Origin of the sequence: Chromobacterium fluminis, assembly GCF_011602385.1 — a bacterium.
GTDB classification, from domain to species: Bacteria; Pseudomonadota; Gammaproteobacteria; order Burkholderiales; family Chromobacteriaceae; genus Chromobacterium; species Chromobacterium fluminis.
In genome coordinates, this window is record NZ_JAAOMA010000038.1 from 26,765 (window position 1) to 48,265 (window position 21,501).

Consider the following 21,501-nt stretch of genomic DNA (forward strand, 5'->3'; position numbering starts at 1 on the left):
CCTCATGAGTAGTGGAACTGGACCACGGTATGCGCTGGGGCCGCAGCCTGGATCTGGCTCTGCAGCGGCGCATTGCCCCAGCTCGCCAGCGGCTCGCCGGCGCCAGACTGGCCAGCGGAGAAACGGATGATGGTGTTGAGCGCGGAATTGACAGACCAGGTGTGGCACCAGTCTTGCGAACCAACCGGTTGCCCGGCGCTGCTCTGCCCGCAGCGAAACGGCGCGTAGTTGGTGACGGTGATGCTGTAGCCCAGCGCAGCGGCCAGCGCCTGGTAGTAGGCGGCAGACTGACCACCCACCGCCGTAAGCTTGGCCACCACCTGCTGCCGACGTCCCTGCACGGTCGAAGCCATGCCGAGCACGGGGTCGGGCAGCCCGAGCGTGGATTCCCACTCTGGCAGCAACTCATAAGCGGTCGCCGGGAAGGTATCCGCCAGCAGGTTGTTGGCGCGGGCGTGCTGGCGAGCGTAGACCGGCGCCAGCCCGGACAGAGCCTGCGTCTGGGCCGCCCCAGGCTCACGTGGCCACGCCTTTCCTTGCGGCAACAGGTTCTGCATCGCTGCCAGGTAGTCGGCCGCGGAGTAGTTGGGTGCGGGCATGTGGCCTCGTTATTGGAAGGTGACCGTGCCCAAGGTCGGCAGCGCGCCGGTCGGGTTGGCGATGTCCGCGCCGGATGGCGACAGGATCAGGAAGTCGTTGACGCCCGACACCGACGCGATCGCCGTCCAGACGTTAGCCAGGTTGATCTGGCCGCCCGGCGCGCCTTGGCGCAGAAAGACGTTGGATATCGCCGTCTTGGCCGCTGCCTGCGAGCCGGCAGGGATACCCTTGATGGTGAAGTTGATCGGGTTCGCAGTTGGTGCCACCACGTAGACCAGAGCGGTGACTGGCTGCAGCGGGCAGATGTAATTGGCCACCGTCAGCTGGTCGCCGGCGGCGACCGTGCCGCGCGGCACACCACCCGGCCCCTGGTCGTACTGCGACACGCCATTCGTGCCGACGGGAAACCCGCTGTTGGCCGCCTCGGCATTGTCCAGCATGACGTATACCACCACGGTGCCAACACCAAAGCCGTTGTTGGCGACCCAGGCCCGGGTCACGCCGGGCACCTGCAGCGCCCAGGTCACGTAGTCGTTGTTGGCACCGCCCTGCGGTGTGGTCTGGTAAGCCATCAGCACGCGCTGACGGAACGCGTCGTCGGCCTCAAGGTCGGCACCGCCGGTAAACGCAATGGCGGCCGTGCCGCTCGAGGTGATACCAGCCACTGCGGTGGCCAGCGTCATCGCGGTACCGGCGGCGGTGTTGCCGAACGCGCCGGTCAGCGCCTGCGGATCGGCATTGGCGATGGCCGGCGTAGTCACGTAGCCGTTGCTGGCCACAGTGGCATCGGCCGTGGTGGTATAGCCGACCCCGTCGCCGCGGTTGATGGCGGAACCATTGGGCAACAGCGTGCCGACCACGCCGGGAAAGGTCACTTGGCCGGTGGCCTGGGTGGCCGGCTTGATGGTGGTCTTTTTCAGCGCGCCCCAGCCCTGAAGGTACTCGCCGGTAGCCGTGAACGGCACCGCCTGCTTGGCGATCCAGTCCAAATAGCCGTAATGCAAGTAGGCCAGCGCGGCCTGCACCTTGCCCAGCACACTAAGATTGCTGAAGCGCAGCAGGCCATCGCTGCCGGGTAGCGCCGCGCCGATGTCCTGAGCGACCTGGTTCTGTAGGTCGGATAGTGTTGGCCGGATATACGGCATATCAGTTCATCCCCTTCCATGCCCAGTCGTATTGCAGGGCGGCCTTGGTTCCATCAGCTCGATGAGCCACGACCCAGGCGCCGAGCTGGCCGGGTCCGATCCATTGCACGCGCACGTCGAACTTGATCACCGCACCGTCATCGATCAGCCATTGCAGCGCCTCGATGATGTAGTCGCGCGCGCGATTGGCGGTTTCCGTAGTCTGTTTGGCGCGCCTCAGCAGCCACAGCCGGGAGCCGATCGGCCTAGTTGGATCGTCACAGCACCAACCGCGCGGATCGCCGGTGCCGTCCGGAATCGCATCGGCCTGGCCGGCAATGCGATCGGTAAACAGGCTGATGAGAATGGCCGTCTCCAGATCGTTGCCGCTGGCCAGCAGCGGCCCCTGCTGCTGCCAGTCGGCGGCGCCGATCAGCGGCGACCAGACCGTCGAGATGTCTGCCATGGTTATTCCTGCTGGGTGGGCGGATTGGTATTCACGGTCGAGCTGCCGGCCTGAACGCCCGGCACCGGGTGGCCGTGGCCGTTGTAGATGCTGCGCATCTGCGCCATTGATTTGCCGCTGCTCGCGCTGTTGTCAGTGATGTCGCCGCCGGCCTTGATCTGGCCAGAAACATCCAACTCCGGGGTGTTCAGGGCGATCTTGGTGGCAGCGTTGACTGTCACCACCGGCGTGCTGTTGACCGTCAGCGGCAGCCCGGCGCCATTGACCACGATGCCGGCGCGCGTCAGATAGACCGACTGGCCCTGGTTGTCGAAGATGGCCACCTCGCCCGGCTGCAGGTTCTTCAGGCGCGAAGCTTGGTGGTTGGTGGCGATGACCACGCCGTTGGAGCGGTCGCCGCCGACAAATACCAGCACTGCGTCGCTGCCCGCTGGCGGGCTGCTGGTGAAGCCATACTCGGCGGCGCGGCGCGTGTTGTCGCGCACCTCGTCGGCGCCCAGCTTGACCTGTACCATCTGGATCGGACCGGCGTCGTTGACGGTGGTGGTTTTGCCACGGCCCACCAGCATCCAAAGCCGGTGCACCAGGCGTTCGAATTGCTGGATCATTTCGGCGCGGCTCCATGGGCTGCCACCACGTCCTGCATTCCGGGGAATAGCAGGATGGGCTGCGGGAAGAAAGCTTGCGGGGGCATCAGCACCAGGTCGGCGTGCGTGCCCGAGGCATCACGCCGGTAGGTCACCTCGGCAACCAGCCAGGTCAAACTCTGCAAGCGCAGCGACGGCGCACTGACGGTCACCAGCGTGTTTGGGGTCCACAACTTGCCGGAGCCATCGCGCCAGCTATCCACGGTGAGGTTCACTTGCAGGCTACGACCCGCGCGCCGCGCGGCCTCCCAATTGCCGCGGGCCTTTGACACGGTGAAATCGGCACCATCACCAGTCTCGGCGATGAGGCTGCGCCGACGGAAGCGCGGCACGCCAGGATCGGCAACGACCGCCAGTACATCAGGGCCACCACCGACATCCGACATGAGATCAATCGACAAGCGCCGCACCACGTACTCACTGAAGCGCTGATCCATCGAGAACATCGAGTCACCGGACTCGATGATTTTTCCTTCCTCAATCACCGGGTAATTGCCGCCACCCTTGTCTGGCATGGTGGCCCGGGCCAGCACGAGATTGCCGTATTCGTCTTCGTAGACCAGTAATTGCCGATAGCGGGCGTGCTGCTCGATCACGCTGTACGGGGTTTCTGCCCATGCCAGATTGACCTGAGGGATGGGCGCCCCCACATCGGCCAGCGCCGTCACCGAGATCCCATATGGCGCGCACAAGCCTTGGGCGATCGCCAACACGGTTACGCTGGACATCTGGCAACCATTCCACGCGTGCGAGCAGTCCACCAGGTCTTGGCACTTGCCACGGCCGGACAGGGAGATGCTGTGCTGTCCGGCCGTGATGCTGGGGGCAAAGCGGTCGGCGTAGCCCGTGACCACCACGTCCTGGCCCAGCAACACCTGCAGCGGATCGCCAGGCTTGACGACCACATCGCGCGTATCGCCGGCAAAGCGCTCGGTCATCGTTACCGAAAAGCCGGAGGGAAAGCGCTCGATGCCGCGCGTAACACGGATTCCGGTCCAGCCGGAAATCCGGCTATTGCCGGTGAGAATGGTGAGATCGTCCATGCGTCGGCCATAAAAAAACCGCCACGAGGGCGGTGGATTGATTCAAAATAAATAGGTCCGAGAAGAGAGACCGCGATGATTACCGTTTTCGTTCTGACCCTGGTATTCGCCGATGGCCATCAGGGCGGCCAAATTGCTTACGCCGAATACAAGACCAAGGCCGAGTGCCAGCAGCAGGGGCCGGTCATATCGACCCGCTACCATCAGCAGGGCCACCCGACCACCTTCTATTGCCAGAAAACCAAGCGCGGCCCGGTCAAGCCGATCTCCAGCGCCGAGCAGGCCGAACAGATGAAGCGATACCCGATGCCAGAGATGGTGACGCCGTAAGCTACTGCGCCAATGCCTTGAAGCTGACCGGCATGAACGCCGGATGGATCGGGTCGGCTTGTTGCACCAACTCGTCGGCACGGGCTGGGTCGCGGTAAAGACGCTGCGCCAGCAGCAGGGCCGGCACCGGTACGGGCGTGCTTACCGTGGTCATGCGCGACAGTTTCCCGCCTCGCGCGGTCAAATCGGCCACCACCGCCGCGCGCAACCGCCGCAACGCCAGATAGGTGGCATCAAGCCCCTGGTCCGCAGCCGATTGAATCTCCACGTCCAACAACGTAGTGACCCGCGCCCGCATCGCGGCGGCCCCTTCATAGCTGGCCGGCTGATAGCTGGCCGATGCTTGGCAAACGCCGATAACCGCGCTGCGCCTCAACAGCGCGGCGGTGGCATTCTGGGCGGCGGTCATGGCCTGCCCGATCGGCGAGCTGTCCTGCGCCAGCACAGGCGGCGTGAACTGCGCCAGTTGCGTGAGCGCGTTGATGCCGTCCAGCGGGCTGGTGCATGCGGATAGCACGCTGGAAACTACTGTCTGCACGGATGAAGAGAAAGCGTTGATCGTGCTCGAGCTGCTGCTCAGTGCGCCAGCAGCCAACGACATGCTGCTTAGATTGTTGGCCACGGTCGCCCGGGCCTGGGTGCCCTGCGCGATAGCCAGCCGCACCGCAACGGCGGTCGCCGTTGCATTGCGCGGCGCCGCCACGGAGCTGGAGCCCGAGTCGAGCAAGCCGTGGAAACGACCAAAGGTGCCCGGGATGCTGCGCACCGCGTTGTATAGGTTGCGCGCCGCGTTGATGACGTTTTTGACGATGCCGACCCACTTCGTCACCGTGTTCACCACCTGTTGCACGATCGCGATGCCTTGTTTGACCGCATCCGCGACCTGGTGCAGAAAATCGGCGGCAGTGGCCAGGTTGGCATCACCCACCGCACCCAGCACATCGGAAGCGGTGTCGGTGGTGTCGGACGGGAACTCCTTCAGCCCGGACTCGACGAACGACAATGCAATTTCGAAGACCCGACCGGAGTCCCATTTCTCGGTGACGCGCAGCGTGATCAGGCTAACGAACATGGTGCCGAGCGTCGGATGCACCAGCTCACCCATGTCCTCGGTCTCAGCCGCGGCGATCAACTGGTCGCGCTGCTGGATCACGTCATCGCCAACCAGGAAGCCGATCAGGCTAATTTTGCGTGCCGCCCGGCCCATGTCTTCGACCCAGACGGTATCGCGGTTGGGATATTCGTGGATGGCGTTACGCCGACCGAAGCTGCCCTCGCTAGCCAACACGGCAAATGGAATGCCGCGGAACGACGCCGGCCGCACCTGATCCTGGTAGCTGGGCGCGCCCAAGCCGAGCGCATCGAGCAGCCGGCCAGCGGCCGACATCACGCCGCTAACGGTGCCGGCTGCCTGCTGCACACCGTTTAGAACGTCCTGAAAGCTCATGGGGTCACCATTTCAGGCATGGGAAAGTTGTATTGAGGCGAACCACCCGAGTCGGCCACCTTGGACTGCGCTGACGCACCTGATGGCAGCCCGGTAACATGCGTTTGCACACTGACCTTAAGCTGCCCCAGCTTTGATACGTTGTCGTTCAACTGAGCCAACAAAGCGGCTATCTGACTGTTGCTATCTCCAACAGCCGGCGGCTGATTGACATTGCGAGCCGCAGCGGATGACTGCACTGTCCTTTGACCATACACCCCCTGGTAGTCAACGGCAGCAGCTGCTGATGCATCCAACATTTTCCGTTGGTATGGGTTTTTCCCATTTTCCTTGCGAACGATGGCATCCATTACCGATGACATAACATCTCGCCGGGAGAAGTCCAGAGGCGCGGTATCGCTCACACCAAGGTGCTTTGCTACACCCGCAATGTATGATTCCGTGTTGTTTTCATTGCGCGGTGCAAACTGCTCAATGATCGACCGAACGGAATTCTTTCCGGCATTTGCGTAACGTTTAATCTGGATCGCTAGGGCATCAAGACCTTGTTGCGGAGTGTCGTACACCGCAAAACGACCCGCGGCCCCAGGCTCTTTCCGAGCACCAGCCTGGCCGACGAACTGCAGATTCCCAGGATTATTGTTTCGAATGCCTCGTTTACGCCAAATAGGGTCGTCCTGCGATACCGCAGCCTGTGCAGTCCAGCCCTTTGGCGCTTCCTTTGGATGTTCCTTGACGTAGCGCTCCATATAGCCGAGGTCTTTCTCGTCGCCGAACTCATACCACGGCTGATAGGCCCCGCGCGCCCTGTCCCGCAGCGCGGTGTACTCGCGACCGTTGATATCCATGCCGTGCCAGGTCTTGGAGCCAAGACCGCTATCCTGCATGCGCTTTTGGATCCATTCGTTCTCACCTGCGTTGAGCGAATCGGAATGCAGTAGCAGGTAGGCTGGCGCGCACAGCCGGGATACCCACGCCATGATGGCCGAGCCCAGGCCGCCGAGCGTACCAGCCACCTCGGCGCCGGTGGCGGCAGCTGCGGCGCCACCCGTTTCGGTCACAGCAGCAGCGGCGGATTTGGCGGCAGCATTCAACAGCTTGGACCCCACCGTCTGCAGCGCCTTCTTGGCCATCCAGGTTCCCGCCACGCCCATCGCCGCGCTGCCGGCAATGGTCATACCAGGGGATTCGGACAACCATTTGGTGGCCGTCTCCATGATCTTGTTGTACAGCGGGCTGATCGTGCTGCCGAGCCAGTTCTCCGCGTGTTGGCCGGCCAGCGACGCTTCGCGCTTGTTCTGCTCGGTCTCTGCGGCCTTCCGGAGCTCGGCATCAGACTGCACTGCGCCCAGTTGTTGGGCTCGCGCCTGACCGGCAGACAGGTTCTTGCTACCACTCAGCAGCATTGGCAGCAGCCCCTGCAGACCGAACTGGCCGGCCAGCATCGACTTGGTCTGGGCGTTCATCTTCGGATTGGCCAGCACATCGGCCATATCCTTCAGCGCACGCGTGGTATCAATGGCTCCATCCTTAGTGCGGTGGATGCCGATACCAAGCTTGCTGAGCAGGGCCAGCGCCTGCATGTTGCGGCCATAGAATGCATCGTTGAGCGTGGTGCCCAACTGCGCCAGGCCGCCATCCAGCTGCTCGGCGGATACGCCAGCCAACTTGGCGGCGCCGCGCAGCGATTGCAGATCCTGCGTGGACACCCCGATGATCTGCGAGGTCTTCAACACGTTACTGCCCAGGCTAGCCCAATTGGATGCCGCGGCGGCCAGACCACCAATAGTCGCAGCGCCGACCACCACGTTCATCGGCTCGGCAGCCCTGGCCAGGGTGTTGCCGAAACTGGCCGCTCTCTTGGACAGGGTATCGAACCGCAGACTGGCAAGCTTGCCGTCCAGCGACCCCAGGCGCTTGCTCAGGTCCAGGCGCTTGCCGAATGAGCCGAGCTTGTTCTGGATACGGTTGAAAACGGCCGTGGCTTTGTCCACGGCCGTGATCGTCAATCGGAACTGGTTTTCAGCCGCCATAGCGCTTCCTCATCATGTGGCCGCGCCACCATTCCACCCTCGACCATGTGAGCCCCCACGCATCATGCGGCCCCCAGCCATAGAACTCGGTCACGTCGGCCAGAATATCCCCCCAGTCCGGGGGCAGCATGCCGTTCGGGGCGATCAGAAAAAATTGGACAGGTAGCTTTCAGCAGCCTTGAAATCGCGCGCGCCAACCTTGCCCAGCACCGCCACGTTGACACCGGACACCGCCGAGATCAGCAACTTGGTGGCCTCGACCGGCCCGTGCTTATCCATGGCTTTCAGGAAGCGGTCCAATTCGTCGACGGTCGGCTCGCGCAGCTCGAGCACGAAAGTCGTCTCGCCGGCCAACTCCACCGGCTTGCGCAGCTCGATGGTCAGCTCGTCCGGCACTTCGGTTTTGTTTTCTTCAGCCATCACGCCTCCTCGACGCTCATGCCTTCCCAGCGCACCTTGACAGTACCCTCGGCAACTTCGACTTCCTGGGTTTCAACCGTCCACATGTTGCGACCGATGATCGTTTTCCCGTTTGCCAGCTTGGCGGTCACGGTCACGTTGGTCATCTTGTTGAAATCCGCCACGGTCAGGCCGCTGGAGTCGCGGAAGGTACCGGCGATGAACGGCGCGTTCGGCGTTTCTTTGTAGCCGTGCACGCCGTCCATGCCTTTCATGGTCTCGCGCGAGACCTTGGACACGCTGAACGACAGGTCGCCTTCCAGCATGTACGCGGTGCCGTCGACGGTCAGCGTTGCGGTACCGGCCAGCAGGTTGGTGGTATCAGCCATTTACGGCTCCCATAAAGAGCAAAAGCCGCCCGGAGGCGGCTCTGCTTGGTTGGTTTGGTTACTGCAGGCGGAACTGGGCCAGCAGCGCGAAGATGCGCAGCTGGTTGATCAGGATGCCCGGCCACAGCACGTTGACGCGGTTGGGGTTGTTGCTGTCCTGCTGGACGATCAGCCCCTGCTTGAACGCGTCGCCGTTCTGTACCAGCCCCTGGTATTCCAGCTCGCGGTAGGCTGCGATGAGGGCGCCGCGGATGATGTCCGGCGTGACGATGTTCGAGCCGGCGGCAAAGCGGGTGCCGTTTGCGGCCAGCTTCATCCGTGCGTACTTACTGGTCACGATCGTCCGCATGAAGCGCAGCACGTACATCAGCGAGAACAGGGTCTCCACCTCCAGATAGCTGTTGTCCGGGTTGCCGAACGCGTTTTTCTGGTAGGAGGTGATCAGGTTCTCGATGTAGACCGTGCCGTCCTGGCCGACCATAAAGGTGCTGATGCCGTCGAACAGCAGGGTGTTGCGGTCCGACAGGACGAAGCGGCTCTGCAACGGCGGCGCCAGCACACCCTGAATCGCCACTGTCTGCAGCGGGGTGGCCGGGTCAGCGCGCAGACTGACCGCAGCAGCGCCGGCCAGCGCGGCGGCCCAGAGCCAGTTCGGCGTCGGGCTGTCGTTGAAACCGATGATGGTTTCGTGCTGGTTGTTGCGCGTGGTGCCAAGCGTGGTCTGGGCGCCCAACGTGCCGTGATAGGCGGCGAACACATGGCCGTAGAGCTGCTTGGAATAGCTCCAGCGCCCGGTCTGGTCGTTGAGCAGCGACTGCAGCGCATTCAGGCTGGTTGCATCGTTGTACGGGCAGACGATGAAATCGAACGGCATGTCGCCCAGGTTAGCGAGCGCCGTGGTCATGTCTGGCGCCGTGGCGCCGCCGCTCATCTGGGCGATGGTCACCGACACGCCGGCGGGCAATTGCTCGCCACCGATCGGCCCCTGGTAGTTCATGCGCAGGTCGATATCGTTGCCGCACGGCCCCTTGTTGACGGCAGTCAGCGTTACCACGCTGCCGGCAGCAGCAGCGGTCACCGGGCATGCCGCATCGGCGCCGATAATGTTGGCGATGCTGGTGGCGATCTGCGCTGCGGTCTGGGTGGTCAGCACCGGGATCGCGTAGCGCACGCCACCAACGTACAGGTACAGGGTGCCGTTCGCGGTTGGCGCACCACCGATGGTGATGGTGCCCGTGGCAGCCAGGGCGCCGGCGTTATCTGCCAAGGGCAGATACCACACCTCGCCGAACTGGTCGTTCTGGCGGTACTTCGCCGTCATCAGGGCCAGCATCGAGTTTTGCCCGCCAACGGTTTGCGCATCGCTGACGCCCTGGCTAATCACCGGCACGTTGGCAACGCCAGTGCCGGCGGCGGTAATCTGGCCAATGATCAGCGCACGCTGGTTGGCCTGCGCCGTGTTCGCGCGCGAGTTGTCGACCTCGGCATAGAACAGCGGCACCCGGATGTTGGCCGGGATATTTTTGAATGGAATGGTCATTCACGACGCTCCAAAAACAAAACCCCGCCGAAAGCGGGGTTCTGTAGGGGTTTGGGGCTTATTCGCCAGGGCCGGTCAACGCCGGCGGCTCCAGAACGACATCCTCATCGCGCACACGGCGATGCCAGTAGTCGGTGTCGGGAACCTCGCGCCCAGCCGCAGGCAACAGGTCATGCAAGTCCGGGTCGCGAATCACGAGCCCGGGGGCGGGATACACGTACATGGTTCGTTCCTATGTAAGGGGGATGCCGATGGTGGTCGGTGGCGACAGGGGACCGCCCTCGCTGGTGACCGTGGCGGTCAATTCCATGTCGGTCAGAGGCTGCGTGATGGTCGGGCGGTACGCCTGCGGGAATTCCATGTCGAAGCGAATCCATGCCTCGCCGAGGTGGCTGCGCGATTCCGAGGTCACATCGATCTCGGTATCCACCGCCGCCACCTGCTGCACCATTTTCAGTACGGTGTAATCGGTGAGCACCGCCTCTTCGATCTGCTCGCACAGCGTTTCAAGGTCGGCCTCCACCTGCTGGACAGACGCACCCTGCACCCGGGCATTCACAGCTACGGTGGCCGTGGTGGCGAACAGCGGCGCATGGCGACCCAGGCTGACCTTGCGTTCAAGCGGGGTCTGCACCAGGATCATCGGCATCGATACCGGCGTCGTTGGCAGATCACGCGGCGCATAGACCTTCTGGCCAGCCAAGGTGTTCGCCTGCAGCAGGGCATTGACCACCGCCTGCCGCAATTCTGCGCGGTAGAGCATGGTCAGCCCCCTGAGACGTAGTTGAGCAGCAGCTTGATGTGCCCGTGGCCATCCGGATGGACATCCGCCACGGCATAGGTGATGCCGGTGCGCTGAATGGTCAGCTGGTCGAGTTGCAGTGGTGGCTGCGGGAAGTCGCCCGCGCGGACGCCAAGTACCGGCATTGTGGTGGAGGTATGCACGGTATCGCCCAAGCCATCGACGGAGTGGTAAGCCTCATCGAACACCCCGTAAATCGTGAACGGCTGGCCGGTAGCGGGCGTATACACTACCGGCTCGCCGAACACTTTCATCGCTGGGCCAATGACCATCTTTTCCCAGTCGATGGCCACGATTAGGAACCCGCTCGACCGGTCTGCAACACCTCCGGACGGGTGCAGATGTGCAGCGGATAGCTGGACACTTCCATCTTCCACCACTCGTTGCGGTCGCGGTCAAAGATCGGCACCACATAGATCGGCTTGCCCGGGGTGTTCACCCATTCGAACGATTCGCCCGGTGCATAGGCCACCTTGAAGATGCCGGGGGCATTGACCGGGAAGAATTTCACCTTGTCATCCGGGATCTTGAGCGTGGTGTTGTCGTCCGAACCACGGTAGTTGACCCACAACACCCCAGCAAACGGGAACGCGCTAAAGGCCGCGCCTTGGCTACCGTCGCGCAGCTCGGCGGCAGCGCTCCAGTTCAGGAAGGTGCGGATCACGTCCGGGTGGTTGACGAACTCGTCGAAGAACGCGTCGCCGCACAACGCCACTACCTTGGTGGCTTGGGTAAACGCGCCCTGGGCCTTGCGCGCCATGTTACGGACAATGCCGTTGATGAGCGGGCGCAGCGTATTCTGCGCAGCAGCCGGAAGGTTGAAAGCGACCTCCTGCGCCGGCGTGATGCCGAACTCCTGGAACCAGTCGTAGCGAACCGAGCCATCGGCATCCAGGCAGAGGCCTTGCACGGCGGCGAGACGGTGGTATTCCCAGGTGTATTCGATGTTGCTGGTCAAGCCAGTCGGGCCATTCAGGCGGCGGGCGACTTCGTCCTGCACCTGCATCAGCTCGGACTCAGTACCGAACGCGCGGATGTTTTGCAGTTCGTTCGCGTAAATGGTGTCCTCATGGCGAAGGCGCGGCACATCGAAGTAGCGCGCCTTACGCTTCTCGGTTTGGCGCTGGGTGCCGGACTGACCACGCTCCGAGAACGGAATCACCGTCAGCTTGCCCTGGCGCTCTTCCACTGCCAGCGCGGTGGTGCGGATCGGGTCCGGCTCGAAAACGTTCAACTCGCCCAGACCGGAGGGCAAGAACGGGTGACGTTCAACTGCGGTGGTCAGTTGAATCGTCGAAAAGGCATCCTGGTGGAAAATGTCCAAACTGGCCATCTATGTGCTCCAACAATAGAAAAGCCGCCCGAAGGCGGCTTATGGGATTCGAAAGGGAGGGAGGGGCTTAGCGGGCGATGATGCCGAGAGCCGTGAGCTGCGCGAGGGCAGCGGCGATGTTGCCCTGGCTCATCGAGGCATCCCAGACCAGCTCGGAGGCGTTGACTTCGCAAGAGCGGGTGACAACCGTGCCCGGCGTGTCGAGCAGCGTCGCATCGACATAGCCGAAGCTGATGCCCGCAGCGATCTGAGAACCATCGGTCGCAGTCGACGTGCAGGGCACCCACTTGCCGGAACCCTGCGCCACGGTCACCGTGAAGCTGTCCGCAGCGACGAAAGCAGTGCCGCCAGCGGTAATGGTGAAACCGATGCCGCCGGCGGCAAAGGCCGCGCCGACCGTGCCGTGACCGACTTGTTTTCCGGTCGGGTCCGAAACGACAAAATGGGTGGCGTCGTCAAACTCGACCGCATACGCACCGGCAATGGCGCCGGCCGAGAGGGTAATCGCACCAAAGGTGCCGTTGCCGGTATTGGTGCCGAGTGCGGCAGCCGCAGCGGTAGTGCCGACCGTTTGCTTGCCAAGAACGGCACCGGGCAGCGCCTTGGTGCCGCTGGCAAAGGTGCCGCGGTCTCGCGAGCGGCGGCCATGGGCTTCGGAAACGAGAAAGCCGCCGGCGTGCCATTGCTCCTGCAGCGGGGTTTGCGCAACATAAGTCATGCTGTTGGGTCCTTAATGGTGAAAGGGGTTACTTGCCGGGGCGCGCGCGCTGCATCGAGGTGTCCCAGCTGGATGCAGCAGCCGCCCTGGAATTGCCCGAACGCTCACCGCCGGCACCGAGGGCCGGATTACGAGCCGAGCGACCTTGACCGGGGCTGGAGGCCGCCGGAGTGTCGCGCAGCACGGCAACGGCTTGCTTGCGCGTCATCGAGGTGTTGAAGGCGAGATTGGCAGCCAGCACCGGGTTGCCGGCCGCGTACTTGGACCCCATGATGGCGGCGCAGCGGGCACGCTCACGACGACGAGCAGAGGCGGCGGCACTCTTGCCGCGCAGCTCGTCCTCGTCGTCGTCGCGCTCGTCGTCCTCTGCCGATTCGTCGTCATCATCGGCACGGGCGCGCTTGGCACCTTTGCCTTTGTTGTCGTCGTCTTCGCCATCCTCGAGCTGCTCGTCGTCCGCCTCTTCGTCGTCGCGATCGTCATCGGCACGGCGGCTCTTTTTGCTCTTGCGGCTATCGCCGTTGTCGCGGTCCTGTTCGCGTTCGTCCAGGCCCTCGTCGTCGGCCTCATCGTCCGGACGGCGGTCATCCTGGTCATCGTCGGCGCGGGCGCGCTTGCCCTTGAACGAACCGATGCTTGCGAGATGGGCGAACGAGAGCGCGCTCGCCACGCGGGAAAGCTTAGTCATAGAAACCTCTTGGTAAGAGTTACAGGAGCACTTCAACCCAGCTCGGCGAGCAGGGAGCGGAACGCTTCATCCGGCGCCATTACTGCATCGGCGAAGCCAATCTCGACGCCCTCGGCGCCAAGGAAGGTGGTGGCCTGCGTGCCGCGCACGACGGCAGCAGACAGCTTGCGGTTGCGGGCGACCGTTTTAACGAACAGTTCTCCCATGGCATCGACATCCGCCTGAAAGCGCGACAGCGCTTCTTTCGATAGGGGTTGCATGTCGCTGCCATCAGTCTTGCGATCGCCGTAGTGGATCAGCGTCACCGTGATGCCGGCGGCGCCGAGCGCCTTCGACATGTCAACGTGCATACAGATCACGCCGACACTGCCAGTGCCGCCCGTGCGCGGCACGATGATGCGGTCGCAGGCGCTGGCCAGGGCATAAGCCGCGGAAAAGGCCGACTCGGTCAGGATTGCCCAGATGGGCTTGGTGCCGCGCGCCTTGAAGATCGCATCGGCCAGGTCGAAGCACCCAGCCACCTCGCCGCCGGGGCTGTCGATATCGAGCACGATTGCGCGCACGTCCTTGTCTTCCAAGGCCATGCTTAGGTTGGCGCGAATGCCGTCATAGCCGGTCATGCCCGAGTACGGGCGCATGGTGCCGAGCTTCTGGACCAACGTCCCCGTCACCGGGATGATGGCCACGCCCGCGACCACCTCATAGGCGCGATCCTGGGCGGGCTCGCTGTCGTAGCCAAAGCCATCGAGTGCGACGGCATCGCCGTTGGCGCGGAACAGCCTGGCGATGCCGAAGCGATCGGCCAGTGCCGCCATTACCACTTCCGCCTTTTGCGGGGTGATCGCGATCGGCACGTTGAACAGGCGCTGGGCAAGATGGGGATAATTGATCATTGCGGTTGAGGCTCATCTGGGGGTTGAGCGGCATCGGCGGCACCATCACCGAACCACTTGGGCGGAGGCAGTCCGGCTTCTTCGAACAGCCTTTTCTCGGCACCACGCTGCTGGATAACCTCTTCGTAATCGAGGCTCTGCTCGGCACACTCGCGCTTGAGGGTGGAAAGACAACCATCCATGCCCAAAATGGCGCCTTGCTTTTCCTTGACCGGATCGACCCAACCACGGGCCACCCCCAGCCAGTCGCAGCGCGAGTATTGGGTGCGCGCATCGAGGAAGTCCGGCGCATTGCGCGGCAAGGGAAGATCGCGCCGGTCCATCGCCTCATGCAGCCAACACGCATACATCGGGGTGGCCGTGCCGATCTTGAACTCTGTATTGCGCCGGGTCAGCGTCTTCCAGCTCTCCAGCAAGGCGGCGCGCGCGCTCGAGTAATTAGTCTTCGACCAATCCTGAGTTATCTGCTCTGCTGATACGCCGGATGCCGCCGCGAAGGTGCGCAGCATTTCGTGCGCAAACTCTCCGAAGCCGTTGTGCGGATGCGCGGCGCCCACCGAGGTGATCGTCTCACCCGGTGCAAGCGTCGGGATGCGCGCTCCGTTAAGCATCGCCGGGCGCTCACTCGCCCAGTCGGAGCGCAACTGCTGGTAGTTCGATAACTCGCCATCGCTGAGCGCGTCGTCGACCTGCTCCGGGTCATACGGGCTGGTGACGTAGGTGCCAAAGGTCGCGGCGATCGTGGCGGCTTGTAGCTCTACCCCGTAGTACCGCGCCAGCATCTTGAAGCGCGCCAGCACCGGGATGAACACGCCAATGCCACGATTCTGGCCGGCACGGTCACGCTCGAAATCGTGGATAACGCGCAGCCAGCCGTCCTCGTCCTCGCGCTCGACGCGCTCCCACTGCATGCTTTCGACCGAGTTGTACCAGTCGTTCTGGTGGGCCTTGCGAATGTGGTAGGCCACCGGCACGCCATAGTCGTCGATCTCGACGCCACCGCGCAGGTATTTGGTGTCCACCATCTGGTACGGATTGGACAGGCGGTCAGGATCGACCACCATGAACGAGGTTGCATAGCGCGCACCACCGCGCCCGATCCGTTCGGGCAGCCAGTAGGCGACCACCAGCGAATCACCGTCGATCAGCTTGTGCCGCAGCGCCAGGCGCAACTGCTGGGATACGGTCAGTTGGCGCGACACATCGTTATAGCGGCCGATATCGTCGGCATACCCGCGCCACAGCCCTTCGGCCGCGCGCCGGAATTCCTCGGCCCAGACCGCATCGAACTTGCTGTTGCCGGTCAAAGCGGCCAAGGCCCGGTAGTCGGGGTTGGCCGCCAGACGCATGGAGGCGCCCACCGTGTTGTCGAGTATCCGGGTGATGCCGCCGGCGGCCCAGCCATCGTTTCGAGCGAGATCCCGACTCCTGGCGACCATGCGGTCGCGGAACTGGTTGATCTCAGCATCGGGCGAGCGGATCCACGGCAGCCAGTCGCCCATTTCCTGCGTCTGCCAGCTCGATGCCTCGTAAGGGAATACGCTGGAATACGGTGCCAGGGCGGCACCGGGGCCTAAATCGGCCCTAGCCCGGCCATACGCCGCTCCCGTCGGCGCGGCGGGCGCAATTGGATTACCTGTAGAGTCGAGGATCATGGGAGCGACCATTCTTAAAAGATGGGACGGATAGCGCGCCGGGCGCGCGAGATAATGCCGAGCTGCTGCTGAAGCTGCCTGATCAGCATTTGCAGCTGGCCGATATTGGCGCGGGTGTAAGTCACCGACTTAGCCCCATCCCCCTGTGTGTAGGAGAAGGATTCGCCTTTGGCGCCGGTAGACAGATCGATATAGGCTTGCTGGGCGTCCTGCAGCGCCTGCTGCAGGGCCGCCGTCGACATGCCGGCCAATAGGCTCGTGTTCGGATTGAACAAGACTGTCTCCAAAGAAAAAGCCCGCCGAAGCGGGCTGGCTACGCAAACCGGGAAATCCGGGATCGGCGCGGGGCGGGATCAGGGCGTGGCGCCGGCGCGTCCACCGGTCGCTCCGGCGGCTTTTCAGGAAGCGGAGCCGGTGCCGGTGCCGCGGCAAACAGATCGTGGTTCGGCGGTTGCACTGCGGCTTCGAGCCGCTCCCACATCTTGTCGGTAAAGCGGTGCAGGTCCAGCTGCTGGGCGCAGAACATCGAATAAACCGTGCAATCCAGCACCTCGTTGCGCTTACCTGACGGCTTCACCCAGCGGTATTGATCGCCCGATTGGGTTTTCGCCAGCACCCGGTATTCCGACGTCAGCTGCTTGTAGAACGTCTCCGGCAGCTCCTTGCTGAAATGCACCGCGCCAGGGCCGGCCCCAACGATCTGCAGCCGGCCGTGCAGCAAGTCCTTGGCCGTGTCGGTACCGACCAGCCACAACTTGACGCCGCGCTTGATCACCTTGCCGCGCCAGTTCACGTCCTGCGACGAGCTGCGTCCCTTGATCGGCTTGCCCTGCTGGCTATCGCCCTTGACCGCGAAAATCTTGCGACGCGCGCGCTGGCGGCAGAAGTTGTAAGCCTGGTGGGTGTAGTGGCCACCGGTATCCACTGCGGCAGCCTCGATGGTCAACATACTGCCGGCCGCGTGCGGAAAGGCCGTCTGCAGGTAGGCGTCGAGCTTGTCCCACTCGGTTTCGTCAGCGGGGTTGGCATGCAACTGGACATAATCGACCGTCCAGGACTCCTCGCCGCGGCCGAGCGCCCACACCACCACTTCGAAGCGATCGGCCTGCACGTCGACGCCGGCCACCAGCACCAGTCCACCCATCGGCACCACGCGCAGCGGGAAGGACTCGGCCCGTTCGGCCAGTGCGTCGGAGTCGGTTTTCTCGACGTCCTCTTCCCAAACTTCGCCGCGCGTGGTGTTGACGAAGGTTTTCATCTTCGACATGTCGCCGGCCTTGGCCTTTTCGGCGGCGGCCAGGAACTCACGCACGATGTCGGCCCATGTAGCCTGCGGGCTGTAGGCGGTCCAGATGTGGAATGCGACGTGGACCGGTACTGGCACCTCCTCATCCGCAGCGTTGTAGAAGCGGATACCATCAGCGGTCCAGATCCCAGAGTCGCTGATCCAGCGCCCGGAACCCCAGACCGTTAGATAATCGGCTTGGGTGAACAGGGCGCTGCATTCGCAACAGAGGTGGGCGACCGTCTCTGGGTCGCCGTTGACCCACTTGAAGCCAAACGGTTTGTCCTTGCCGCCCCACTGCAGCGTGATCCACTCGCCGCAATGTGGGCAGCGGATATGGAAGCGCAGCAGGACATCGGCCAGCGCCGCTCGGTCTTCGATCAGCGAAAAGCCTTTGAGCTTGGGCGTGCTGCCCACCACCATCTTGGGAAAGGTGGCGCCTTCGGTCCGCTTCTTGGCGAGGGTGAACGGGTCGCCCTCTTTCTCTACGTCGCGGTCGAAAGCATCGGCCTCATCGAGGAAGCCGGTGTCGATCGAGATTCGCCGGAAATTCTTGGCGGCCTTGCCGCCCTTGGTGAACAGGATCGAGTCGACGAACTTCTTTTGCTTGAGCGTGTTGCTCTTGTGCCGGGCCAGATACTGCGGAAATACCTTGCGCATGGCGGTCACGTCCCGCAACGCTGGCTCCAGCTCGGTTTTCACGAAGTCGTCGGAGTCGTCGTCGGTCGGCTGCCATATGGCCTGGTTGCGCCGCTTGTGCTCGGCCATGTAGAGCATGGCCGCCAGGATGATCTTGGTGTACCCCACCCGGGCGGACTTGATCCAGTCCACCTCTCGGATGTCGTCGTTGCTGATGGCGTTCATCACCGCCACCTGGGGCGGGTAAGCTTCCCATTTCTGCTCGACGTATGAGGACTCGGCCGATAAGTAGAAATGCTCGGCGGCCCACTCGGACAGCGTCAGCGGATCAGGTGCCCCCATCGGGGTCAGGCCCCGCTGAATGGCCTTCTGGATCTCGCTCCTGTCCATCCAGTTCGCTCCAGTCAAACTCTACCGACGCGGCCAGATTTCGGGCAGTCGTGATTTCGCGGGTGATGTACTCCAGGTCCTTGGTGGTGATCGAACCGGAGTTCCGCTTCAAGTTGATGGGGATCGCCTCGAGGATGCCGGCGATCTGGCGCGACACGCCGGCTAGCACCACCTCGAGCATCCAGACCGGTGCCAGCTCGCGGCGCTCGCGGGCGTTCTTCATCGCCACCAAGTCAGCCTGTTCTTTGGCCAGCCGGGCACGCTCCTGGACAAGGCTCGGGCCATTACCCTCGGCCGCCCGGCCCGCTGCTTGCTCGCGCAGATTCGCGCAGTACGCCTGCAGCCAATCGATCAGGTTGGCGCCGGGGGGCAGCACGCCGCGCGCGACCAAGTCGCTGACGGCGGGCTGGCTGATGCCAACCAGGTGGCCGAACTCGGCTTGAGTGCCGGGTCGGGCAAGGCCGTGCACCATATAACCCCCTATGGAAAACCTCGTGACTAGAAAGGAAACGCGGCGCGCAATGCCCTCGGGACTTACCCCTCCAGGAAGGACCCATGGCAATCGCCTAGGTCATCTGGCTGTGGCCAAGGCATTGGCCAGCGCCTTATCGAACTCGGGATTGAAGTTGCGCGCGACGATCTGCTGCGCCCGTTCGCGGTAGCCCAGGTGGGTCTTGACCGGCAACGCATCGCCGAAGCGGATCAGCAGTTTCAGATGGCCACGCTGTTCGGCGGCCTTGTTGAGCCGGCTCAGCCGCTTCCCCTTGGAGTTCAGCAGCGTGACGCGGCGGGTATCGGTAGGCCGCTGCCACACGCCGTTTACCACACCCTTCTTGGTCTTCACCGGACCGATGAAGATATCGGGACGGGCCTTGAGCTTGGCCAGCGCGCCGCGCGACAGCTGCCCGTAGGCGTTCAGCTTGATGTCCTTCGGGTTGAGCAGCGCACGACCGGCCAGCCGGTGCACACCGCCATCCTCGAACGGCTCCAGGTAGCGGGCAGCCCTGTCCTTGATAAAGACCATCGCCTCCAGGTTGCTCTTGCGCGCTCCGCGCATCCCCACCGATTTTCGAGTGAAGGGCGACGGGTTCTTGAGCCTTTCCACCAGTAGCTTGGTCTCGCCATCTTGGACGAGCCCCGCCACCGCGGTGAGTGCTTGGGCCGTGGCAAATGGCAGCTGCTTGCGCGCAACGGCTCCCAGTTTGCGCTGAAGCTCCCGGGCATTGGTCAATACCGAAATGCTGGCAGCCATGGCGGACTTTCGAATGAGGGGCACGCGGATTACCCGTAGGTTCTATGGCTCCTATGCCAACCGCGCGCAGAAACAAAAAGCCCTGCGATCTGGCAGGGCTTAAACAGGAGAGACTTGGAGCATGCCCCGCTCGATCTGGCGACGGCGCCGGGCGACCTCACGCGGGCCGCAGCCGCAGGCATGCTCAAACGCCTTGTTGGAGTTGCGCATGCGCTTGGCACTGAACTTGCCCGTGAAGCGCCCCTTACCCTTGCCCTGCGACTGGTAGCTGCCCAGCTCGGCGAGCTTGGCAATCCGCAGCGCCAGCGGCAGGTTGATGATGGCGGTCAGCGCCTGGCTGAACGCGAGCGCGCGGGCAAACGGCTGAGACGGCTTCGACATGTGATGCTCCTTGGAAAGCAGAAGCCCCGCGACGATGCGCGGGGCTGGAAGGGTGCCACCCCGAAGGGCGGCGCGCCCAGGCAAGAAGCCCAAGCGGAGGCGATCTAGAGGTACTCGATCCCGGTTACAGCGTCCGGGGCCGGTTTGGCATGACTCGTCCGGCTGATTGCGTTGCGATGTCGTCGTAAGTAAGGCTGCTGATGCGTTATCCGGTCGCCACCCGGTCAGTACCCCATGCGCTTGGTGCGCCATCCTTGGCTGGGTAACTCCGCCTTTCGCCAACTCCACCCATCCGCTTCCTTTGCTCGGTTGCTGGCCGTGGTCGCCGCCTTTCTGGCGCCCGAAATGCAAAAAGCCCGGAGGGGTTCTCCGGGCTTTAGACGCAATTTGGGTCGCTGCAGATTGCATATTATTGTCAGATTTTTACCCTGTCAAGCTGCATCCCGAACGGATAGGTAATAATTTTCGATGACAGGCTCAAGAGCGCCCCTGGCGGCAACGAACCAACCGTTGATCAACGGCTGGACAACCTCGCGGTAGTAACGGTTATGGGTGTCGTAGGAGGAGCCAAATCGCCAGGCGGCCTCGCGGCAGCTTCCGTCGCGCCTCGCCCAATGGCGCACCCAGTACAGCAGCCCTTCCCGCCCGAACTTATCACCAGATGGCCCGAGGTGATGAGAGGCAAAGCATGCCAGATCCTGGCAAACCGCCCAGCCATCACGCGGGTCATTGTTGAGCACCTTCCACATCAGCGCCAGGTTGTGCTCGGGCGGCAGCAGAATCATGGCCTCGTTGATGGCCGAAGCCGCCTCCACATCCATCACCAGCGCGCCGACAAACTCCCGGCCGCAAGGACCACGCCCATAATCGATGGCCTTGGCGCCACCCGCTGCGGATAAAACTTCAATCGCCTTCCGGACGATAGATACAACGTCGATATTTTGGTTGCGGTTCACAGTTCGCCTCCGTGAAGACCCTTGGAGACTCCTTAGCCCAGTCAAGCCAGGCTTTCTTTTATTAATCAGTATTTTACTACAGGCCAAGTTCAATGCCAGCAGGGTTGCAAAAATACCCGTGCACCCCTTGTGCATGGCCATGTGCAAATACCGCCAATCCTCAAAGCTAATAACAACGGGGATTTGTGCAGGTTGTGCAGCCTGTGCAGGCTGTTTTTACGCGCACGCGAGATATTATTTTCACCGCCAAAAACATTTAAATGGGGAAAGGGAAAAATAAAAAAGGCCACGCGCCTGCGCGCATGACCGTTTTAGCTGCACATCCTGCACAAACCCGCGTCGTTATTGAGTTTGCAACCTGCACAGAAACCTGAACACTACTTGCACACCCTGCACATTTAGAGGTCGTCGGGCAGGCTGATTTCGGCATCGCGCATGGCATGGCGGAACTGGGATATATGGTCGCCCAGATAATCCATCTCGGCAAGCCC

Annotated in this window: 25 protein-coding genes; 1 reads left to right on the forward strand and 24 read right to left on the reverse strand. The window is 62.9% G+C overall.

Features of this window, described 5'->3' with window-relative positions; all coding sequences use genetic code 11:
- Nucleotides 1–2 precede the first annotated feature (2 nt).
- From HA052_RS20825 to HA052_RS20845, 5 genes are read right to left on the reverse strand one after another with little or no spacing between them, the layout of a single operon-like run.
- Nucleotides 3–599 carry a YmfQ family protein gene (locus HA052_RS20825; protein WP_166453409.1) on the reverse strand — a complete coding sequence of 199 codons (597 nt, stop codon included), beginning with the start codon at nucleotides 597–599 and terminating at the stop codon, nucleotides 3–5.
- Nucleotides 600–608: 9 nt separating this feature from the next.
- Nucleotides 609–1,745 carry a baseplate J/gp47 family protein gene (locus HA052_RS20830; protein ID WP_166453410.1) on the reverse strand — a complete coding sequence of 379 codons (1,137 nt, stop codon included), beginning with the start codon at nucleotides 1,743–1,745 and terminating at the stop codon, nucleotides 609–611.
- 1 nt (nucleotide 1,746) lies between these two features.
- The gene (locus tag HA052_RS20835; protein ID WP_166453411.1) at nucleotides 1,747–2,190 is read right to left on the reverse strand and encodes a phage GP46 family protein; all 444 of its coding nucleotides are present in this window, start codon (nucleotides 2,188–2,190) and stop codon (nucleotides 1,747–1,749) included.
- A 2-nt stretch (nucleotides 2,191–2,192) separates the two neighbouring features.
- A complete protein-coding gene (locus tag HA052_RS20840; protein ID WP_166453412.1) occupies nucleotides 2,193–2,798 on the reverse strand; it encodes a phage baseplate assembly protein V in 606 nt (201 codons plus the stop codon).
- Entirely contained in the window at nucleotides 2,795–3,880 is a 1,086-nt protein-coding gene (locus tag HA052_RS20845; RefSeq protein WP_166453413.1) for a phage baseplate assembly protein, read from the reverse strand. The genes HA052_RS20840 and HA052_RS20845 overlap by 4 nt, the downstream gene beginning before the upstream one ends.
- Before the next feature lie 75 nt (nucleotides 3,881–3,955).
- Here HA052_RS20845 and HA052_RS20850 point away from each other — a divergent pair, with 75 nt between their 5' ends.
- Nucleotides 3,956–4,210 (forward strand): hypothetical protein, encoded by a 255-nt coding sequence (locus HA052_RS20850; protein WP_166453414.1) that lies wholly within the window; start codon nucleotides 3,956–3,958, stop codon nucleotides 4,208–4,210.
- Nucleotide 4,211: 1 nt separating this feature from the next.
- Here the strand turns inward: HA052_RS20850 and HA052_RS20855 are convergent, their stop codons facing one another.
- The 19 genes from HA052_RS20855 to HA052_RS20945 form a co-directional block, all read right to left on the reverse strand.
- Nucleotides 4,212–5,657 carry a DNA circularization protein gene (locus HA052_RS20855; protein ID WP_166453415.1) on the reverse strand — a complete coding sequence of 482 codons (1,446 nt, stop codon included), beginning with the start codon at nucleotides 5,655–5,657 and terminating at the stop codon, nucleotides 4,212–4,214.
- Entirely contained in the window at nucleotides 5,654–7,690 is a 2,037-nt protein-coding gene (locus HA052_RS27425) for a hypothetical protein (protein ID WP_206118982.1), read from the reverse strand. The genes HA052_RS20855 and HA052_RS27425 overlap by 4 nt, the downstream gene beginning before the upstream one ends.
- A 144-nt stretch (nucleotides 7,691–7,834) precedes the next feature.
- Nucleotides 7,835–8,110, reverse strand: a complete 276-nt coding sequence (locus HA052_RS20865) for a phage tail assembly protein (protein WP_166453416.1) — start codon at nucleotides 8,108–8,110, stop codon at nucleotides 7,835–7,837.
- Nucleotides 8,110–8,478 carry a phage tail tube protein gene (locus tag HA052_RS20870; RefSeq protein ID WP_166453417.1) on the reverse strand — a complete coding sequence of 123 codons (369 nt, stop codon included), beginning with the start codon at nucleotides 8,476–8,478 and terminating at the stop codon, nucleotides 8,110–8,112. Before HA052_RS20870 ends, HA052_RS20865 begins: the two co-directional genes overlap by 1 nt.
- 58 nt (nucleotides 8,479–8,536) lie before the next feature.
- Nucleotides 8,537–10,018 (reverse strand): phage tail sheath subtilisin-like domain-containing protein, encoded by a 1,482-nt coding sequence (locus HA052_RS20875; protein WP_166453418.1) that lies wholly within the window; start codon nucleotides 10,016–10,018, stop codon nucleotides 8,537–8,539.
- Between the two features lie 58 nt (nucleotides 10,019–10,076).
- On the reverse strand, nucleotides 10,077–10,241 hold the full coding sequence (locus HA052_RS20880) for a DUF2635 domain-containing protein (protein ID WP_166453419.1): 165 nt from the start codon (nucleotides 10,239–10,241) through the stop codon (nucleotides 10,077–10,079).
- A gap of 9 nt (nucleotides 10,242–10,250) precedes the next feature.
- A complete protein-coding gene (locus HA052_RS20885; RefSeq protein WP_166453420.1) occupies nucleotides 10,251–10,781 on the reverse strand; it encodes an ATP-binding protein in 531 nt (176 codons plus the stop codon).
- Nucleotides 10,782–10,783: 2 nt separating this feature from the next.
- Nucleotides 10,784–11,113 (reverse strand): head-tail joining protein, encoded by a 330-nt coding sequence (locus HA052_RS20890; RefSeq protein WP_166453421.1) that lies wholly within the window; start codon nucleotides 11,111–11,113, stop codon nucleotides 10,784–10,786.
- 2 nt (nucleotides 11,114–11,115) lie between these two features.
- Nucleotides 11,116–12,153 (reverse strand): major capsid protein, encoded by a 1,038-nt coding sequence (locus HA052_RS20895; RefSeq protein ID WP_166453422.1) that lies wholly within the window; start codon nucleotides 12,151–12,153, stop codon nucleotides 11,116–11,118.
- 67 nt (nucleotides 12,154–12,220) lie between these two features.
- Nucleotides 12,221–12,871: a head decoration protein gene (locus HA052_RS20900; RefSeq protein WP_166453423.1), complete on the reverse strand. Its 651-nt coding sequence runs from the start codon at nucleotides 12,869–12,871 to the stop codon at nucleotides 12,221–12,223.
- 28 nt (nucleotides 12,872–12,899) lie between these two features.
- Entirely contained in the window at nucleotides 12,900–13,559 is a 660-nt protein-coding gene (locus tag HA052_RS20905) for a hypothetical protein (RefSeq protein ID WP_166453424.1), read from the reverse strand.
- A gap of 32 nt (nucleotides 13,560–13,591) precedes the next feature.
- A complete protein-coding gene (locus HA052_RS20910; protein WP_166453425.1) occupies nucleotides 13,592–14,452 on the reverse strand; it encodes a S49 family peptidase in 861 nt (286 codons plus the stop codon).
- Complete coding sequence (locus HA052_RS20915) at nucleotides 14,449–15,954, reverse strand: phage portal protein (RefSeq protein ID WP_206118983.1); 1,506 nt, start codon at nucleotides 15,952–15,954, stop codon at nucleotides 14,449–14,451. Before HA052_RS20915 ends, HA052_RS20910 begins: the two co-directional genes overlap by 4 nt.
- Before the next feature lie 167 nt (nucleotides 15,955–16,121).
- Nucleotides 16,122–16,382 (reverse strand): gpW family head-tail joining protein, encoded by a 261-nt coding sequence (gpW, locus tag HA052_RS20920; RefSeq protein WP_206118984.1) that lies wholly within the window; start codon nucleotides 16,380–16,382, stop codon nucleotides 16,122–16,124.
- Nucleotides 16,383–16,420: 38 nt separating this feature from the next.
- Entirely contained in the window at nucleotides 16,421–18,421 is a 2,001-nt protein-coding gene (locus tag HA052_RS20925) for a phage terminase large subunit family protein (RefSeq protein WP_166453427.1), read from the reverse strand.
- Nucleotides 18,360–18,893 (reverse strand): terminase small subunit, encoded by a 534-nt coding sequence (locus HA052_RS20930; protein ID WP_166453428.1) that lies wholly within the window; start codon nucleotides 18,891–18,893, stop codon nucleotides 18,360–18,362. Before HA052_RS20930 ends, HA052_RS20925 begins: the two co-directional genes overlap by 62 nt.
- Before the next feature lie 99 nt (nucleotides 18,894–18,992).
- The gene (locus tag HA052_RS20935) at nucleotides 18,993–19,673 is read right to left on the reverse strand and encodes a hypothetical protein (RefSeq protein ID WP_166453429.1); all 681 of its coding nucleotides are present in this window, start codon (nucleotides 19,671–19,673) and stop codon (nucleotides 18,993–18,995) included.
- Between the two features lie 99 nt (nucleotides 19,674–19,772).
- On the reverse strand, nucleotides 19,773–20,054 hold the full coding sequence (locus HA052_RS20940; protein ID WP_166453430.1) for a hypothetical protein: 282 nt from the start codon (nucleotides 20,052–20,054) through the stop codon (nucleotides 19,773–19,775).
- Nucleotides 20,055–20,485: 431 nt separating this feature from the next.
- Nucleotides 20,486–21,010: a hypothetical protein gene (locus HA052_RS20945; RefSeq protein ID WP_166453431.1), complete on the reverse strand. Its 525-nt coding sequence runs from the start codon at nucleotides 21,008–21,010 to the stop codon at nucleotides 20,486–20,488.
- Between the last annotated feature and the right edge of the window lie 491 nt (nucleotides 21,011–21,501).

Excerpts from the sequence above, each read along its gene's own strand:
- HA052_RS20875 (WP_166453418.1), bottom strand. The coding sequence starts at position 10,018 with ATGACCATTCCATTCAAAAATATCCCGGCCAACATCCGGGTGCCGCTG.
- HA052_RS20935 (WP_166453429.1), bottom strand. The coding sequence starts at position 19,673 with ATGGCTGCCAGCATTTCGGTATTGACCAATGCCCGGGAGCTTCAGCGC.
- HA052_RS20905 (WP_166453424.1), bottom strand. The coding sequence starts at position 13,559 with ATGACTAAGCTTTCCCGCGTGGCGAGCGCGCTCTCGTTCGCCCATCTC.
- HA052_RS20835 (WP_166453411.1), bottom strand. The coding sequence starts at position 2,190 with ATGGCAGACATCTCGACGGTCTGGTCGCCGCTGATCGGCGCCGCCGAC.
- HA052_RS20885 (WP_166453420.1), bottom strand. The coding sequence starts at position 10,781 with ATGCTCTACCGCGCAGAATTGCGGCAGGCGGTGGTCAATGCCCTGCTG.
- HA052_RS20845 (WP_166453413.1), bottom strand. The coding sequence starts at position 3,880 with ATGGACGATCTCACCATTCTCACCGGCAATAGCCGGATTTCCGGCTGG.
- HA052_RS20840 (WP_166453412.1), bottom strand. The coding sequence starts at position 2,798 with ATGATCCAGCAATTCGAACGCCTGGTGCACCGGCTTTGGATGCTGGTG.
- HA052_RS27425 (WP_206118982.1), bottom strand. The coding sequence starts at position 7,690 with ATGGCGGCTGAAAACCAGTTCCGATTGACGATCACGGCCGTGGACAAA.
- HA052_RS20865 (WP_166453416.1), bottom strand. The coding sequence starts at position 8,110 with ATGGCTGAAGAAAACAAAACCGAAGTGCCGGACGAGCTGACCATCGAG.
- HA052_RS20915 (WP_206118983.1), bottom strand. The coding sequence starts at position 15,954 with ATGGGCGACTGGCTGCCGTGGATCCGCTCGCCCGATGCTGAGATCAAC.
- HA052_RS20930 (WP_166453428.1), bottom strand. The coding sequence starts at position 18,893 with ATGGTGCACGGCCTTGCCCGACCCGGCACTCAAGCCGAGTTCGGCCAC.
- HA052_RS20830 (WP_166453410.1), bottom strand. The coding sequence starts at position 1,745 with ATGCCGTATATCCGGCCAACACTATCCGACCTACAGAACCAGGTCGCT.
- HA052_RS20940 (WP_166453430.1), bottom strand. The coding sequence starts at position 20,054 with ATGTCGAAGCCGTCTCAGCCGTTTGCCCGCGCGCTCGCGTTCAGCCAG.
- HA052_RS20900 (WP_166453423.1), bottom strand. The coding sequence starts at position 12,871 with ATGACTTATGTTGCGCAAACCCCGCTGCAGGAGCAATGGCACGCCGGC.
- HA052_RS20850 (WP_166453414.1), top strand. The coding sequence starts at position 3,956 with ATGATTACCGTTTTCGTTCTGACCCTGGTATTCGCCGATGGCCATCAG.
- HA052_RS20910 (WP_166453425.1), bottom strand. The coding sequence starts at position 14,452 with ATGATCAATTATCCCCATCTTGCCCAGCGCCTGTTCAACGTGCCGATC.
- HA052_RS20825 (WP_166453409.1), bottom strand. The coding sequence starts at position 599 with ATGCCCGCACCCAACTACTCCGCGGCCGACTACCTGGCAGCGATGCAG.
- HA052_RS20880 (WP_166453419.1), bottom strand. The coding sequence starts at position 10,241 with ATGTACGTGTATCCCGCCCCCGGGCTCGTGATTCGCGACCCGGACTTG.
- HA052_RS20925 (WP_166453427.1), bottom strand. The coding sequence starts at position 18,421 with ATGGACAGGAGCGAGATCCAGAAGGCCATTCAGCGGGGCCTGACCCCG.
- HA052_RS20855 (WP_166453415.1), bottom strand. The coding sequence starts at position 5,657 with ATGAGCTTTCAGGACGTTCTAAACGGTGTGCAGCAGGCAGCCGGCACC.
- HA052_RS20870 (WP_166453417.1), bottom strand. The coding sequence starts at position 8,478 with ATGGCTGATACCACCAACCTGCTGGCCGGTACCGCAACGCTGACCGTC.
- HA052_RS20895 (WP_166453422.1), bottom strand. The coding sequence starts at position 12,153 with ATGGCCAGTTTGGACATTTTCCACCAGGATGCCTTTTCGACGATTCAA.